This window comes from Leyella stercorea, assembly GCF_021531655.1.
In genome coordinates, this window is the sequence record NZ_JADYUF010000009.1 from 1 (window position 1) to 14,951 (window position 14,951).

General features: G+C 41.5%; 9 protein-coding genes and 2 pseudogenes. 5 read left to right on the forward strand and 6 right to left on the reverse strand.

Annotated features, from left to right (window positions below):
- Positions 1-1,153, reverse strand: a pseudogene (locus I6E49_RS03935) (MobV family relaxase); the annotation flags it as partial.
- A 45-nt stretch (positions 1,154-1,198) separates the two neighbouring features.
- Positions 1,199-2,026, reverse strand: a complete 828-nt coding sequence (locus tag I6E49_RS03940; protein WP_235400580.1) for a DUF6261 family protein — start codon at positions 2,024-2,026, stop codon at positions 1,199-1,201.
- Between the two features lie 622 nt (positions 2,027-2,648).
- On the opposite strand from I6E49_RS03940, the gene I6E49_RS03945 reads away from it, so the two are divergent.
- The 4 genes from I6E49_RS03945 to I6E49_RS03960 are packed head-to-tail and all read left to right on the forward strand — an operon-like array spanning position 2,649 to position 6,925.
- The gene (locus I6E49_RS03945; RefSeq protein WP_235400581.1) at positions 2,649-4,685 is read left to right on the forward strand and encodes a GIY-YIG nuclease family protein; all 2,037 of its coding nucleotides are present in this window, start codon (positions 2,649-2,651) and stop codon (positions 4,683-4,685) included.
- Entirely contained in the window at positions 4,675-5,892 is a 1,218-nt protein-coding gene (locus tag I6E49_RS03950; protein ID WP_235400583.1) for an HIRAN domain-containing protein, read from the forward strand. Before I6E49_RS03945 ends, I6E49_RS03950 begins: the two co-directional genes overlap by 11 nt.
- Positions 5,893-5,939: 47 nt before the next feature.
- Positions 5,940-6,641, forward strand: coding sequence for a hypothetical protein (locus tag I6E49_RS03955; protein WP_235400585.1), 702 nt, complete (start codon positions 5,940-5,942; stop codon positions 6,639-6,641).
- Entirely contained in the window at positions 6,638-6,925 is a 288-nt protein-coding gene (locus I6E49_RS03960; RefSeq protein WP_294935785.1) for a TraQ conjugal transfer family protein, read from the forward strand. The genes I6E49_RS03955 and I6E49_RS03960 overlap by 4 nt, the downstream gene beginning before the upstream one ends.
- Here the strand turns inward: I6E49_RS03960 and I6E49_RS03965 are convergent.
- Positions 6,891-7,226, reverse strand: a pseudogene (locus I6E49_RS03965) (site-specific integrase); the annotation flags it as partial. The gene I6E49_RS03960 and the pseudogene I6E49_RS03965 sit on opposite strands and share 35 nt — an antisense overlap.
- A gap of 128 nt (positions 7,227-7,354) precedes the next feature.
- The gene (locus I6E49_RS03970; protein WP_235400587.1) at positions 7,355-8,305 is read right to left on the reverse strand and encodes a helix-turn-helix domain-containing protein; all 951 of its coding nucleotides are present in this window, start codon (positions 8,303-8,305) and stop codon (positions 7,355-7,357) included.
- An 847-nt stretch (positions 8,306-9,152) separates the two neighbouring features.
- Between I6E49_RS03970 and I6E49_RS14565 the strand changes: the two genes are divergently transcribed.
- Positions 9,153-11,633: an outer membrane beta-barrel protein gene (locus I6E49_RS14565; protein ID WP_235400588.1), complete on the forward strand. Its 2,481-nt coding sequence runs from the start codon at positions 9,153-9,155 to the stop codon at positions 11,631-11,633.
- 217 nt (positions 11,634-11,850) lie between these two features.
- On the opposite strand, the gene I6E49_RS03980 is transcribed toward I6E49_RS14565, so the two are convergent.
- Positions 11,851-13,308: a TolB family protein gene (locus I6E49_RS03980; RefSeq protein WP_262911511.1), complete on the reverse strand. Its 1,458-nt coding sequence runs from the start codon at positions 13,306-13,308 to the stop codon at positions 11,851-11,853.
- A gap of 191 nt (positions 13,309-13,499) precedes the next feature.
- Positions 13,500-14,936, reverse strand: coding sequence for a DUF6057 family protein (locus I6E49_RS03985; RefSeq protein ID WP_235400589.1), 1,437 nt, complete (start codon positions 14,934-14,936; stop codon positions 13,500-13,502).
- Between the last annotated feature and the right edge of the window lie 15 nt (positions 14,937-14,951).

Sequence of the window (14,951 nt, forward strand, 5' to 3'; positions counted from 1 at the left end):
CGGCACAACCATTGGAGCCACCAAGCGAAACGTATGTGTCTGCACTGCATGACATGTGGTCAACAAAAGCGAGAAAGTTATCAATGGCATTGTCTGTGAATTGAACTTCATTCGTGGCGAATAGTTTTGTCCAACTGGTAATACATTCTTGCTTGAAGTCTGTAATACCATGCCAAGGCATATCAGACAAGAACCTCTTTGCTGCCGAATCTATACAGGGTTTAGAGTCCAATCCAATATTATGCTTTACAGCAGATGCCATAATGCCATAGTATATGGAAGCCGCTTCTTTCTCGTTGAAGTTGACTCTATCTGTTTTTGCAAAGGATGATAAAGCTTCATGTCCCTCATGGATGAACTTGTCAAGCACTCCTATGTATCTATTTTGCCGAGCCATGCTTTCACGTTTGGCTTCGGCTTCTTGCCGAGCCTTTTCTTTTGTTTCTTTCTCCTTACGTGCTTCCACTCGTCTCCATGCGTCTGTCATTTCTGGCTCCTGCCAAATGGCATTCCAACGAGCCTTCAAATCATTGTACATTTCCATAAGTGTAGTATTATAACTTTTGGCACTGGCGAGTTCTTCCTTCGCATGGACAAGTTGATTAGTCACTCGCTCCACAGCCTTCTCGTCAAGTTGAGAGATGCGTTGTTTGACTTTGTTGTTTTCTGTCTTTAGCGCATCATTCTCGGCACGAAGTGACTTGTTCTCCTCTATCTGCTTATTGAGATTCTGCATATAGTAAGTGTACGTCTTGTTGACAGACTTGCGTACACCTTCATTCTGCTTGTCACGTTCTGCATTGATGGCTGCAACAAGAGCTTTGATAGCTGCGTTAATGTTGTTTACACGCTCCTCACGCCATGCCTTTTGTCCGATAAGAGCAGGAATAGGGATGGCAAGTTCTTTCTTTACGGCATTCATCGCTTCTTGAACAGGAGCCTTGATGTTGAGAAAAGGAATGGTCAGCTCCTTCTTGTCGATTATGGCAAGTACAGCATACTTCTCCACTTTGTCAAGAGCGACTTTCGCCTGACGTTCAGCTTCAAGCACCACCTTGTTCTTATGCTTGCGTCCTCGTTTCTCTTCCTCTGAAAGTTCATCATAGGAGAAGCCTCTTGCCAAGCCATAAAAAATCCCATTAAGTGCTATCACAATAATATGCACTTAATGGGATTGGAAAAATTTAACAAAGTTTGTTTAGCCTTCAATTTCAACACTCGGTGGAGTTGTGCCACCACTGGTAGTGCCACCTGTCGTACCTCCTGTTGAGCCTCCAGTAGAACCTCCACTTGTTGTTCCGCCAGTAGTACCACTTGTCTGAGAAGAGCCAGACTTCTGACCTATAACTTCGCGTTTGTAGTGAACAATCTCTGTATTCACATAGTCAATGAAGCTAAGATACTTGCTGTCGCCCTCTATCAAAGCATAAGCATTCACAAACTTCACCAACTGGCGGTAAGCCTCATCGCTTGCCTTGCGTGATGCTTTTAATGCACCAACAGCCTTTGCCATACGCTCGTCTGTGCGTGTTGATGTCAATGTGCGTACTTTTTCGTTGGCTGCTTTCAGAGCGGTAACGAATGCACCAAGTGAAAGTGTTTGAACCTCGCTTGAATACTTCTTTTCCAAGTCATCGATAAAGTTCATCAACAATCCCGTTTCCTTGTCAAGTTGCATCTTTGGGTCGATGGCATAGTCCTTGATGTGTTGCGTCAGAACCTTTGCTGCTTTTGCCATGTTCTCCACAGGCAGATTCTTGAAGCCATTAACAGCCTTCTTGTAACCGCTGTAAAGTCCGTCACGCTCAGCATCGGCAGTAGCAATGTCATCGGTCAACATACTTTTTTGCGAGATTTTCAAGTCCTCATCCTCTTGTTCCTTGGCGGTCTTTAGCGAGACAATCTGTGCGCTGAGCTTACTCTTTACATTCGCATCGGCCTCAGCACGTGCCAACACGTTTGAAATGAACAGAAAATGTGCGCCGTTGTTTAGACGCTCCAAGCTAAGAGTTCCAATTTCGCTCATAGTTTGATAAAAGTTTTAAGATGAATACTGTGGAAACTCCGTTTCTGTTGCGTTAAATAGATTGTTTATGCCACCTCTACGTTGTTTCCGATAATAATTCTCATGGAATCAGCCGTGCACGTTGTTTCCTTACTCGCTCCTTTGGGTTTGGTCGCAAAAACAGCGTTTCTTGCATCATACCGTATGGAGTAATGCAAGAAACGCTGTTTCTAACATTTTCCGCTTCGGTAAAATACAATCATCGTGCCACAATCCATTCTTTTGTTGTTTCTTAATCGTAATGACATTGTTTCTTGTTTCACGCATAATAGAATTGACAGTTTGTCGGTTGTATCTTCCATAATTGAGACTATTTTATTATTAGGTTCAAAGAATTGTCAGTCTCTAAACTTAGAGGTATATGATATTAATGATTGGGAATTTTTTGTATGATAAAGTAGCAAAGAATTAATAGCAAATTGTTTATTAAACTATTGTGATACATAATAAAATTCCATACAAATTGCATAACGCATATAATAAAGGTTAAATATATAATGATAATAACGAAGTTGTTTGTTTTCTAATAGAATTTTATGTATTTTTGCACTGAATTTATAAACAACACAAAAAAATAAAGGCTATGCAGAAAAAGTGGACTAAAGAAACCGTTTTTGAAGAAAGTAAGAAATATTCTTCAAGATCCGAGTTCAAGAAAAACAAATCAGGTGCATTTCGTATTGCGTATATGAACGGATGGTTGGACGAAATGATATGGTTAGTGCATCCGACTGCCAAACCTGTCAAATGGACAAAAGAGGCAGTTTTTGAAGAGTCAAAAAAACATTCTACGGTTACGGAATTTATGAATAATGCCGTAACAGCATACTCTGTTGCAAAAAATAATAAATGGTTAGCTGAAATGATTTGGTTAGCCCCAAGTAAGCGTAAGCCTTCTGGTTATTGGAAAATTAAAGAGAATGTAATAAAGGAGTCTAAAAAGTATAATTCGGTTACGGAATTTCAAAGAGCGAATAGTCGGGCTTTTGATTCTGCAAAAATCAATGGGTGGCTTGATGAAATGGATTGGTTGTCAAAAACAAACAGGAAACCTGCTGGTTATTGGAAAGATAAAAACAACGTATTTGAGGAGTCGCATAAATACAGTTATAGGGTAGATTTTTGTGAAGGATGCTATCTTGCCTATATCACAGCCAAGAGAAACGGATGGCTGGATGAAATGGATTGGTTATTGAAGGCGAACAGAAAAGAGAAAGGGTATTGGAACGTAAAGGCAAATGTATTTGCTGAAGCTCAAAAATACCAATATAAGAGTGATTTCCAACGTAAATCTCCGTCTGCATATGCATCGGCAAGACTACATAATTGGCTCTCTGAAATAAAATTTGACCCTAAAGGTTCAAAAGGAGACCCACGAGGCCCTATACATATAGTGTATGTATATATAGATGAGAAAAACAAATATGCTTATGTTGGCGCAACCAATGATATTAAGCGTAGAGATAATGAACATAGAAATCATACAAATGATGCCGTCTACAAATATTTCCAAGATAAAGGGGTACAAGTTCCGAAATATAAAATTTTATTAGAAGGGCTTACTCTTGTTGAGAGACAGAGAGAAGAACGGTTACAATCATTGTATTATCGTGATGTCTTGCATTACATGTTGATTAACAATATTAATCTAACAGGTGAAAATGTGGGTTCCTTAGGAGCATTAATAAAGAAATGGACAAAGAAAGCAGTATTACGTGAAGCAGAAAAATATAAAACACCAACAGAGTTCTTTACGAAATCTGCTGGTGCGTATGATGCTGCTTTAAAATTTAAAATGATGAACAAGGATACATTTCCTTGGTTTTATAGTAAGCGCATGCCACCACGCTGGTGGAATGTAAAAGAACATGTGTTTGAAGAATCCAAAAAATATAAGACATGGAATGAATTTTTTCAGAAATCACCAGCTGCTCATTTTTCTGCAAGGAAACATAAGTGGGAAAATGAAATGACATGGTTGCTCCGTGACCGAGCTCCTCAAAGTTATTGGCAAAATGAAGAAAATGTGATAGAAGAGTCTAAAAAGTATTCTACCAAAACAGACTTTTTCAAAGGTTGCCATGCTGCTTATGATTATGCAGTCAAAAATAATCTATGGGAGAAAATGCCTTGGATAAAAACTAAGGTGAAAGAGCATGGTTATTGGACAAAAGAGCGTGTATTCGAGGAAGGTGCCAAATACTCAACCAAAATGGAATTTAAAAGAAGTGCATCAACAGCTTATTCTTTAGCGACAAAAAACAATTGGATAGATGAAATGGAGTGGGCTGTTTCTGATGCCAAGCCACAGGGATTTTGGCAAAACAAACAGAACGTGATAGATGAATCACATAAATATTCTTCACGAAGTGAATTCAGATGGGGCACTCCAAGTGCCTATAGGTCAGCTATAGATAATGGGTGGATAGATGAAATGGATTGGCTGAAGCGTCCGCAAAATTATAATTTAAAGTGGACTCATGAAAATGTATTCATAGAATCCCATAAGTATGACTCTCGCAGTGCATTTAAAAAAGGCAGCCCATCAGCATACCGAGTAGCTAATACAAATGGATGGTTAATTGAAATGATATGGTTGAATAAAAAGAATGATAAATAAGAACGATATGAATGATATAAATTTTGATATAGCAAAGCATTGGCTTCCTGTTAGCGAAAAGCAGGGAAGTATAGAAAAAGACACTTTAAGAATAAAGGTGTCTGGTGTAAATTTTCACACAAAGCCAGAAGCTGACAGCTGGGGGGTCTTTACTGGTTGTATTAAACCTGAGCCAAGCAACCCATATGATTCTAATGCTATTGGTTTCTATAAATCTGATGGACAACTTTTGGGCTATGTGCAAAAAGAGTTACAAGATTATGTAAACCAATTTACCAAAGGACGTGAATTGGACTGTATAATCTCTGTTGCTCCATTCGTTCCTAAGGATAAAAAGGTATGTAACCAAGCTTATGCTACCATCCTTAAATTTTTTGAGGATGATATAGAGTATGCAACAGAAATGATAAATAGGGTTACGGAGGATGTTGGTCATGATACTTTAGTAGAAATGACTCATTTTGAGAATGTATTACCTTCACTTGATATTTCCCATACAAAAGTTGAAGACATTGAAGAAAAAGACGAGGTAAGTAATACAATCTTTAGATATGACGAATTCTATAAGTTTCCTCAAAGCGACAAAACAGGAAAGAAATCTTATGATACCCTTACTGTAAGAATAGAAGATGCAGATTGGTATTTTTCCAGAAAAAAGTGGCAAGCAGGAGTGTTCAGTGGATATGTTGATGTTGTGCATTTGGAAAGTCTAAACAAGTATGGCATTTTTCGAGAGGACAATACTCTTGTCGGTTGTCCTGATAGTTTTGACTTTGATGATGAGATTCATGAGTTTTCGGAAGGACACCGAATCTATTGTATATTTCAACTTGTTCCACATATAGACAGAGATACTTCATGTATTGATATAGCAGGAAAGGCAGTTTTAATCAAGTTTTTTGAAAATGAGAAGAACTATGCCCATAAGTTATTTGAAGATACAAGAACACGACTTGTCAAAAATGCAATAGCTGGGTATAAGAGATTTACTGATAAAAAGGAAGAATTAGAGCTTTGTGATATTAAGGTGATGTTAAGTTGGTCATTTGATACTCGCCGATACACATTTGGAGACAATGGTACGACTTATCTTGATGACAATGGAAAGCCTCAGAAACCCAAAAGTGGGTGTGCTACACCAATAGCAACACTTGTCTTGTGTCTGTCCCTATGCTGTTTATTGTACTTGGTGGCAGTTATTGGTTAATATGTATGAAGAGGTAAGTTTAGATTAAAAATTACGACCCGAAAAATATGGAAGAGAATAAAATAAACGAAATTGGCAAGATGAGTTTGCCAGCCAAAGTTTGTTGCATAATAAAAGCTATTGGTAGCTATTGGTCTTTTGCAGCTCCATTTGTAAGTGCCTTATCCGATTTTCAAAATTACAAACAGAATCGATTGATAGAAGATGTTCTTAAAAAAGCATTTACAATGATAGAAGAACTTGATAATAGAGTTCGTAATGTGGAATATATGAATAGTCAAGAATTTATCTGTGATTTATTACGAACTGTAGATTATTCAAAAAATGAAATAGATGAAAATAAAAGAATTATGTACGCAAAATATTTAACAGCATGTTGCCACATTGGTAATGCAGAGAATAGATGCAAACGTATGTTCTTGGAAATAATGGAAAAAATTGATGGATTAGATTTCTATATTTTAAAGTCTTTAAGAATCACTTTTGATGGTAAAGATGCTATTGAAAGAATCTATAGTAAGTACAACGAAGAATATAGTAGCGATGTTACGAAGAAAGAGGTTATGAACCACTTCTACTATCTAACTTCACTTGGTTTAATTGAGATGTCTGACCAAGAAGAAGTTGAAGCATTTTTGCAAAAATATAAAGAAAAAATATCTAAAAGTACGTTTAGAAAGGCTCATTTATATCAAAGAACAACTTTGGGAGATGATTTATACCATTTTATAAATAAAATCAATCCATAAAATGGAACAGCACGGCGTTCCAGCCTAACGGTCGCTATCGGTTGGAAAACGAGAAGTTCCGTCTTTACTACACATTGGCGAGCACAGAGACCTTGACCTTGACCTTGGTAGTGGAGGAAAACTTCGGCAAGTTATACGAAATGATGTTCAGTTTCAATGACACAGATGATGATGAAGTGGAGGAGTTTACGAGAAGTACCAACAACTCGGTAGTGTATGAGGTTGATTATATTGTTAGCTTAACTACAGCCACTTGGAGTTCTTCTTGTCCGCCAGTTTCTTGAAGTAGGCGAGGAACTCTCCTTTCATCTTCTCCTTGTCGAAGAAATCGTAACGCTCGTTGACGATAGCCTCGAAGCGACGGCAGCGTATCGCCTCGGCTCTTGCCGTAAGGTTGAGGTTATACTTCTGTTCCATCTGGTTCTTCGGCTTGGCATAGATGTAGATGCCAAGCGACTCATGGCGGATGACTTTCATCGTGCTCTCATCACGATAGCCTGGATAATAGTCAAGATAATAGGACAGCATGCGTCCGTCCTTGATTTTGCGTGTACGCAATGATATGGTCTTGCAGATATTACTCATAGTTGTATTGATTTATTGATGAATATTCATGGTGAAGTGTCTCTTCACGGCTGCAAAATAACTGAATGATACTTCCGTGACTCCAATTATTTGCAGTCATTGATGGATAATGCTGAAATCATTTGAAATCACAGTCCTTTAGCAGCTCTTTCTGCCATTGCACGCTCCACATCCGTCTTCAAAAGCAGGTTCTTTACACCCACTTTTACCTTACTGATATGGTGAACTCTCACTATATGGCAGATGTTGGCACTTGTCAGACCATACAACTGCTGCACTTGTTCGGTGGTATAATAGTTGTCATCGCTCATGAGGTCAGTCCTGCGCAGTTCTTCAAGATGTTCCTTGGAATAATAGGTGCGACCATACTCACGTTTGGTGGGTATCTTATGACGATATGCATATGCCCTGAGTGCCGACTTGCTCATACTGAAAGCATCCTCTACATCATCAGCAGTCACCCATTCCGTGATGCTGTTGATGTCAACGGCAGTACCGAAGAACTCATCAATATGCCGTTTGCTGTAATAGTTCTTGCCAGCGATACGGCACATCGGTATCTGGTTGCGCTTGGCGGAGGTGTAGAGCCAAGACTTCTTGACCTTATAAATGGACATCACTTCCTCACCAGAATAATAGTCAAGCACCTCATTCTCCTCTTTCCCTTTTGTCGGTTCCTGCTTTCGTATTTGCTTTTCTGCTTTTGCCTTTTTATTGGGTTTGCTCTTGCTGGCAGGAATCACACGCTTGTAGGGATTACCCTCAAACATCTTCTCTATATCAGCCTTTCTTACGAATGCCATTCTGCTGCTCAATCTTGATGCCTTCAACTTTCCGTTAGCCACAAGTTTGTAGATATACTGTCGGGTGCATCCCATCAGAATGGCAGCTTTGGAGAAGGTAAGATACTCCTGATGTTGCAGATCCATGATTGGCTCAATACCGTTAATCAATTCCTGCTGTCTTTTCTTCCTAAGACGTTTTGCCTCTGCCTGACATTCCTCGGAACAGTATTTCTGCATACCGCTTCTTGGCACGAATGTCTTGCCACAAAATTCACATTTTCTTGTCGGTCTCATACTCTATGATATTGCTATGTTCTACATACTTTGAGTATTCCACCTATGGAGTAAACGGAAGTGAACCATTGACAACCTTTGTCAACCCAATCCACGATATAACGCTTTTTGCCTATCAGCTTCAAATCTGTCCTTCATCGTAACCACTCGTAAACCCTTGTCAACTACGTTCACAATATGACAAAATAAAAGCTCCGCAAATTCTCCACGGTAGAAATACGCTGCAAAAATATGTGGAAAATCGGGAACTGCCAAAAAGCACTCAGAAAGTATTAAAAAACAAAGAGTGTTGAAAATCAATACTTTATGGTTAGTTAGTCATAGTAAGTTATGGTTAGTTATAAGGCTCTAAATACAACCAGAAAAACATTCGTCTATGAAACAAAACCATTATAACCAATCATTTGAGAAGAATGATATAATATATACTGCAACCATGAAAAAAGTACTACTAATAATACTATTATTCACATTTGCGATACAGTCCCAAAGTATGTCCATCTATAAGGACACTATTATGGTGTCTACTATAGTGAAGGACGAATTTACAGGTGAGGTAATAGGAAATGCTACAATTCATATATACGACGAGCAAAACAATCTTATAGCACAAGGTACAACAAGAAGTCAACCTGGTTATACAAATAACCATATATCAAATTTCAGTATTTTAATACCTCGACGCAACAATACTGTTGTCTTTAAAATTACAGCAGACAACTATGAAGATTTTTCACACACATATCAGCTAAAGGTTGGTGCACGTGAAAAATTTATTACTATATCTCCCATTATACTAAAAAAGAAGCACAAGAAGATAAAAGAAGTAAAGCTCGACGAAGTTACTGTGACTACATCCAAAATCAAGATGGTGATGCATGGTGACACTATTGTATATAATGCTGATGCGTTCCAATTGTCAAACGGCTCCATGCTCGACGAATTGATACGCCGTCTGCCTGGTGTCCAACTTAAAGGTAACCAGATAACTGTGAACGGCAAGTTCGTCAGTTCGTTGCTTGTAAACGGTAGTGACTTCTTCAAGGGTGATCCAGCGATTGCTCTTCAAAATCTTCCGGCTTACACCGTCAATAAGCTAAAAGTGTATGAGCGTAAAGACGACATAGCCGAATTCGCCCAACAAAAGGACATAAAAGGTATGGCACCACTTGTAATGGATGTCAGTCTGAAACGTCAATATATGCAAGGAATGCTTGCGAATGCTGACTTAGGAATGGGTACTAAAGACAGATGGATGTCACGCCTTTTCGCATTGCGTTATACCAAATTGTCACGCATTGGAATATTTGCCAATCTCAATAATATAAACGACGAACGTGCACCTGGCACTAACGGAGAATGGGGAACAGCACAATTGGAAAACGGAACTTCAATACAAAAGAAAGTAGGTGCCGACTATCTGTTCAACAACAAGGACCGCTCTTTTGAGTTTTCCGGAAATACAACATTTGCACACGAAAATACCAACCAACAGTCAATCGTATCGTCAGAACGATTCCTACAAGGCGGTAATACTTACGGACGCAGCCGTAGTTATGGCAAAGAAACAGAGAGTTGGATTATGAGCATGAATACCATCAAAAAGAACTGGACCAGAACCAAAATAGAAATCTTACCGCAGTTTACATATTACAAGAATACGACTAACAATCTCGTACAAAGTGCCACTTTATCAGTTGCGCCCAACGAGAAATATCGTGGAGCTTCACTCGACTCGCTGTTTGCTTCACCAGCCAGCAAACACTTGAAGGAGGCATTGCTCAACCAATTGAGCGACCATCAACTCAACAGAATGCGGTATTATGACGGTAATCTCTCAGGCATGATTCAATGGAAAATGCCACAAAGTCCAGATGGTATCATTCTAAAGACAGAAAACCGCTACTTCAACAAGAAGAACGAGAACGCCTCCATCTACAATCTTAACTACAAAAACGGCATACAGGATTTCAGAAACAAGTATAACGACAAGTGGAACCTGAATCTCCGCACCATATGGGATGCTTGCTACTATTATAATGGCACTATTGACTACAAGTACAGATTCTCAGCTGGTCTGAAATACACACATATATACGACAAGAACAACAACGACTTATTCCGACTCGACAAATATGCCGAGTATGGAGGGGCAAGCAATGTAGGTGTGGGCTATCTGCCATCAACCCGCGACTCCCTACAACGTACAATTGACGCTGACAACAGCTTCCGTTCGCATATAAACAAGGACCGCTACGAACTGACTGGAAGAACTCCCAGTATAAAACTTCCGATTTTCGGTCTACATGCATTTTTATCACCCGGAGTGAACTATCGTAGCGAGCGTATCGACTATACGCGAGGTGCGTACAAAAAGAAAATGACACGCAACCTATGGTCGTTAGAACCTACACTTTTCGTAGGTAAAGATAACTGTCATTTCAAATACAATGTGAAGAAAGTTCTACCTGAACTTACAGACATTCTCGACATCACGACAACCGACAACCCTCTGAATATATGGAGTGGCAATCCGAATCTGAAAAATACAGACATCCACAGGATTGATTTTTTCAGAGGATTCTACAAGTATGATGAAAACTATACAAGCCGTAGGGCGATAGAAATCAAAGCCTACTGGCAGTTGATGCGCAACGCAATCGGACAATATGTAACTTACGACCGCAATACGGGCGTGGTACATTCCACACCTATGAACATCAACGGCAACTGGGATATGGGAGCCTCATTCGATTTCAATGGCATTCTTGACAAGAAGAATCGTTTCACATTGTCGAACAGGACTGAAATAGGCTATATCAACAGCGTTGACTATGTAGCAATTGAGGGAGAGTCGGGAAAGAATCCGCGCTCATCAGTACGCACAGCCAAAGCCAACGAGACAGTATCGCTCGACTACAGTTTTGGCAAATACTCATTCGGTGCCAAGTTGCGTTGTGCCTACATCCACGCTGAGGGTAATCGTGAGGATTTCAAGACCATCAATACAGCTGATGTTGATTATGGTCTGAACGCTACACTTGAATTGCCGCTAAAGCTTAGACTGTTTACCGACATTACACTCTACAGTCGCTACGGCTACTCAGACAAGTCGATGAATACGAACAATCTTGTATGGAATGCCCGACTGGAGCGCTCATTCGGCAAGTTTACTGTTATGGCTGACGGTTTCGACCTGCTCGGAAAACTCTCAAACGTACGTAAGGTTATAAATGCACAGGGACGCACCGAGACATGGTATAACACGGTGCCACGCTACGCAATGCTACACATTATGTATAAGTTGCACTTCAAACCAAAGCGCTAAAAAAAATTAGTTATCATAGAGAGGGTACATCAATACCCAATTATACGGGCTGAAAGCCCAATAAGCACATAGCCCAGGGCAACGCCCTGAGGTAAAAGCCAACAAAAACAATGTGCCCTGTAAGGGCAAAAGCGTTAATTATCAATGCTTTTGCCCTTAACAGGGCGTTTTGCTATTTTCAATCCGTAGACCCAAGGCGCTGCCTTGAGCTATGTGCTTATTGGGCTTTCAGCCCACTTTGTATAAGTTTTAACAAACCCTCATTTTTTATGGGCGACGTTATGAGTTCGGGCAGATTGTACGTCTTCATGAATGTCTCGTAGAACGAGGGCGACTTCTGTGGCAATACGAAAGGCTTGTCGAAGCGTCCGGTCGTTGTATTGAAATGGGCGAAATAAGGGCGTGCCCATCCTCCGTCCATACGCTTACTGCTGAACACCATCCATCTGCCAGTAGACGACCATGTGTGGAAACTGTCCACATCCTTGCTGTTTATCTCTTCTATACGGCGCACCTTGCCTGTCTTGGTGTCAAGAATGGCGAGGTCGGCTTCTTTGTGCCATATAGAGAAGTTGCCATAGTCGAACTCTACAAACACCACATATCTGCCATCGGGCGACACACGAGGCAGACTGACCGTATGCTTTGTGGTACTCGCCTCATACACACATTCCGGTTTGCCGAAAGCCCTTGCCTTGGCATCGAAGCTGACACGCCAAAGGTCGTAGCGCAGGCTGTCGAATGACGTGTTCTTGGTATAGGCATTGCCACGGCAGAAGTACAAAGTCTTGCCGTCGGGAGTCCAAGCGGGGAATGTCTCCATAGCGTTGTCGCCGCTAAGCTCGGGCGAGGTGATTATAACGTCGTTGGCAATGTCATAGACACCAAGATCGGCTGCAAGGTCGCTCACCTCAATAGGTTTCTGTCCGCTTGAATGGAAGAACTGCTGTATCTCGTTCATCGAGAAAGCTATGAACTGTCCGCTTGGATGCCATCCGGCATAGGTAGCACCCATTTTTACAGTAGGACACTTTGGAGCTACCTTCTTCACCTTGCCGTCGTGACTGATAAGCGTGCCGCCATTCTTGCCACGCACATGCAGCATAAAGTCGCGTGTGGAGTTCTGTCGGAACGTGTGGCAATTGATACATTGCTTGCCGAAGTCACGGTTTTCGAGTATTGGTGTCTCGTCGTAGTTGGTAAGATTACGCTGGTATATTCCCATCTCGTTCCACAACTCATAGCCTGGATACAAGAGTCGGTAGACCAAGTACCGGTCGATGGTGTCGCCACTCACATAATTTGTTATAGGCTTGTATTCGGTCCATTTGCCGTCGCGCTTCACTCCAACGGCTATCTGTATCTTGCCATTCTTGTTGTCGGCAAGCATCTTGTGCCAAGAGTCTTCGGGAATAATCACTTCGTTATCGGTGGAAGCTTCACGATAGTATTCCTTTCCTCCGGCTGTCATCACCACCTGATAGGCATCGCCCTCCTGATTGATGCGGAAATTGGCAGGAGCAATATTAACGGGCAGAGTCACACCCGTATAATCAGGATATATCTGCACCTGTGCGTTGGCGTAGACATCAGCCTTCTGGTAGCCGCCCTCACATGAAGCAAGCAGCAAAAGAGCGGCGAAGGAGAATATTGTTGATTTAATATTGATTTGCATCTGTATATTTTTGGTTTTCTATTCCTAATTTCTTTTCAGATATTATCAGTACCGTTTTTAGTACCGCCTAACTGGTACTGGAGTTTCACCTAGCTGGTACTGGAGTTTCATATAGCTGGTACTGGAGTTTATATTGAATTGTACTGAGGTCTATATTGAATGACGTGCGACCATCAGTCAATATACCAGATTTATTCTTTCTTTAATCGGTTGCCATACGGGCTGACATAGTTGAGATAGAACCAGTAAGTATTACCGAATTCTGCCTGCAAAGCAGCTATATTTCCAGTTTGTGCAAGCTGAGCATACTGTTGGAAACGGTTCTGCGTATCGCTGCCCGGCTGCAATCCCTTTGTGTCGTTGCCTCCAAGCTGATAGACAAGCAGGGCCTCATCGAATATGCGTGGCATCTGCTTGTAGAAGCTACTGGCAAGCGGAAGGTTCTCGACAAAGCGCGACAAGTTGTTGGAGAGCAGAAGGTCGCACATCAGATACTCGTAAGCCATGCGGTTGTGTGGGTCTTGCGTGAGCACATATTGCAGATTAGGACCGATGTTGAGAATGTTCACGAAGTTTGCTTTCTCTGATTCCTTTATGCTGAAAGCACGCAACCCCTCTATCTGTCCGCTCTCCACACAGGCCTCCAATCTGTCTGCCTCGTCCTTATAGAACAGACTCTGGCGCAAACGTGCTATGTATTTACGGGCTATCGTCTTGCGACGGTTGATGATGTTGTAGCGTGCAAGGTTGATGAGTCGTGGAGCCGTCTCGCCCCACACCACCATAGCCTCAAACTCCCAGTGCTGTGCATCGTTGATGCAACCGAGCTGTTCAAGCAGATAGTGGCCATACTCGGTCTCGCGTGTGCGGCTCTGCCACGGAAAGTAAAGGGCATTGATGCCTACAACTGGCTGATAGTCGAACAGACGGTTGAGCAACTCGCCCTTGTTGTAGAGGGCTATGTTGTGGAAATAGAAAATAAGCGGATTGGGCTGTCTCTGATTGTCAAGATAGCGTTCGGTGTGATGCAGGGCTTCGTCCCAGTTGTGACGGTCTATGGCTTGCTGCGCCTTAATCATGCGAAACTCGCTCATCGAGAAGGTGCGCAAGAAGCTATAGCCCGATGCTAAAGATATGACTACTAACGAAACGATTGAAACTGCCACATACTTCCAACCCTTAAGCTGAAATTGTCTGATTGTCTTGCCTTTTGCCAAGAAACATGCCGGCACTGAAAGTACGGCTAAGACTATAAAAGCCCACACCACAACCGACAGAGTATGCGACAAGCCTGCTGTCCACACCCAAATGGCAAGCGAGGGAATGAGCGAAAGGCGCAATATGTCCTCACGACGTGTGAGCGCAGTAAGTATGCGCCACGACATAAGATAGACTGATGTGAGCAAGGCAGACATTACTGCCGCGCCAAGTAGCGGATAATAGAAAAACTGCACGACAAAAGCCGTGAGCCAGCCGGTGAGTGTCTGGCTATGGTAATAGTCGGCTGTATATAGAAACAGCTGATGCTGCTCGTTGTAGTACAATACATGCGACAGCAAATCGGTGTATGACGCAAAGAATACGCCAAACAGCACAAGGGCTAACAGATAGTGAAGAGACTTTCTCATTTACTGAATTCGTAA

Excerpts from the sequence above, each read along its gene's own strand:
- I6E49_RS03940 (WP_235400580.1), bottom strand. The coding sequence starts at position 2,026 with ATGAGCGAAATTGGAACTCTTAGCTTGGAGCGTCTAAACAACGGCGCA.
- I6E49_RS03945 (WP_235400581.1), top strand. The coding sequence starts at position 2,649 with ATGCAGAAAAAGTGGACTAAAGAAACCGTTTTTGAAGAAAGTAAGAAA.
- I6E49_RS03950 (WP_235400583.1), top strand. The coding sequence starts at position 4,675 with ATGATAAATAAGAACGATATGAATGATATAAATTTTGATATAGCAAAG.
- I6E49_RS03955 (WP_235400585.1), top strand. The coding sequence starts at position 5,940 with ATGGAAGAGAATAAAATAAACGAAATTGGCAAGATGAGTTTGCCAGCC.
- I6E49_RS03970 (WP_235400587.1), bottom strand. The coding sequence starts at position 8,305 with ATGAGACCGACAAGAAAATGTGAATTTTGTGGCAAGACATTCGTGCCA.
- I6E49_RS03980 (WP_262911511.1), bottom strand. The coding sequence starts at position 13,308 with ATGCAAATCAATATTAAATCAACAATATTCTCCTTCGCCGCTCTTTTG.
- I6E49_RS03985 (WP_235400589.1), bottom strand. The coding sequence starts at position 14,936 with ATGAGAAAGTCTCTTCACTATCTGTTAGCCCTTGTGCTGTTTGGCGTA.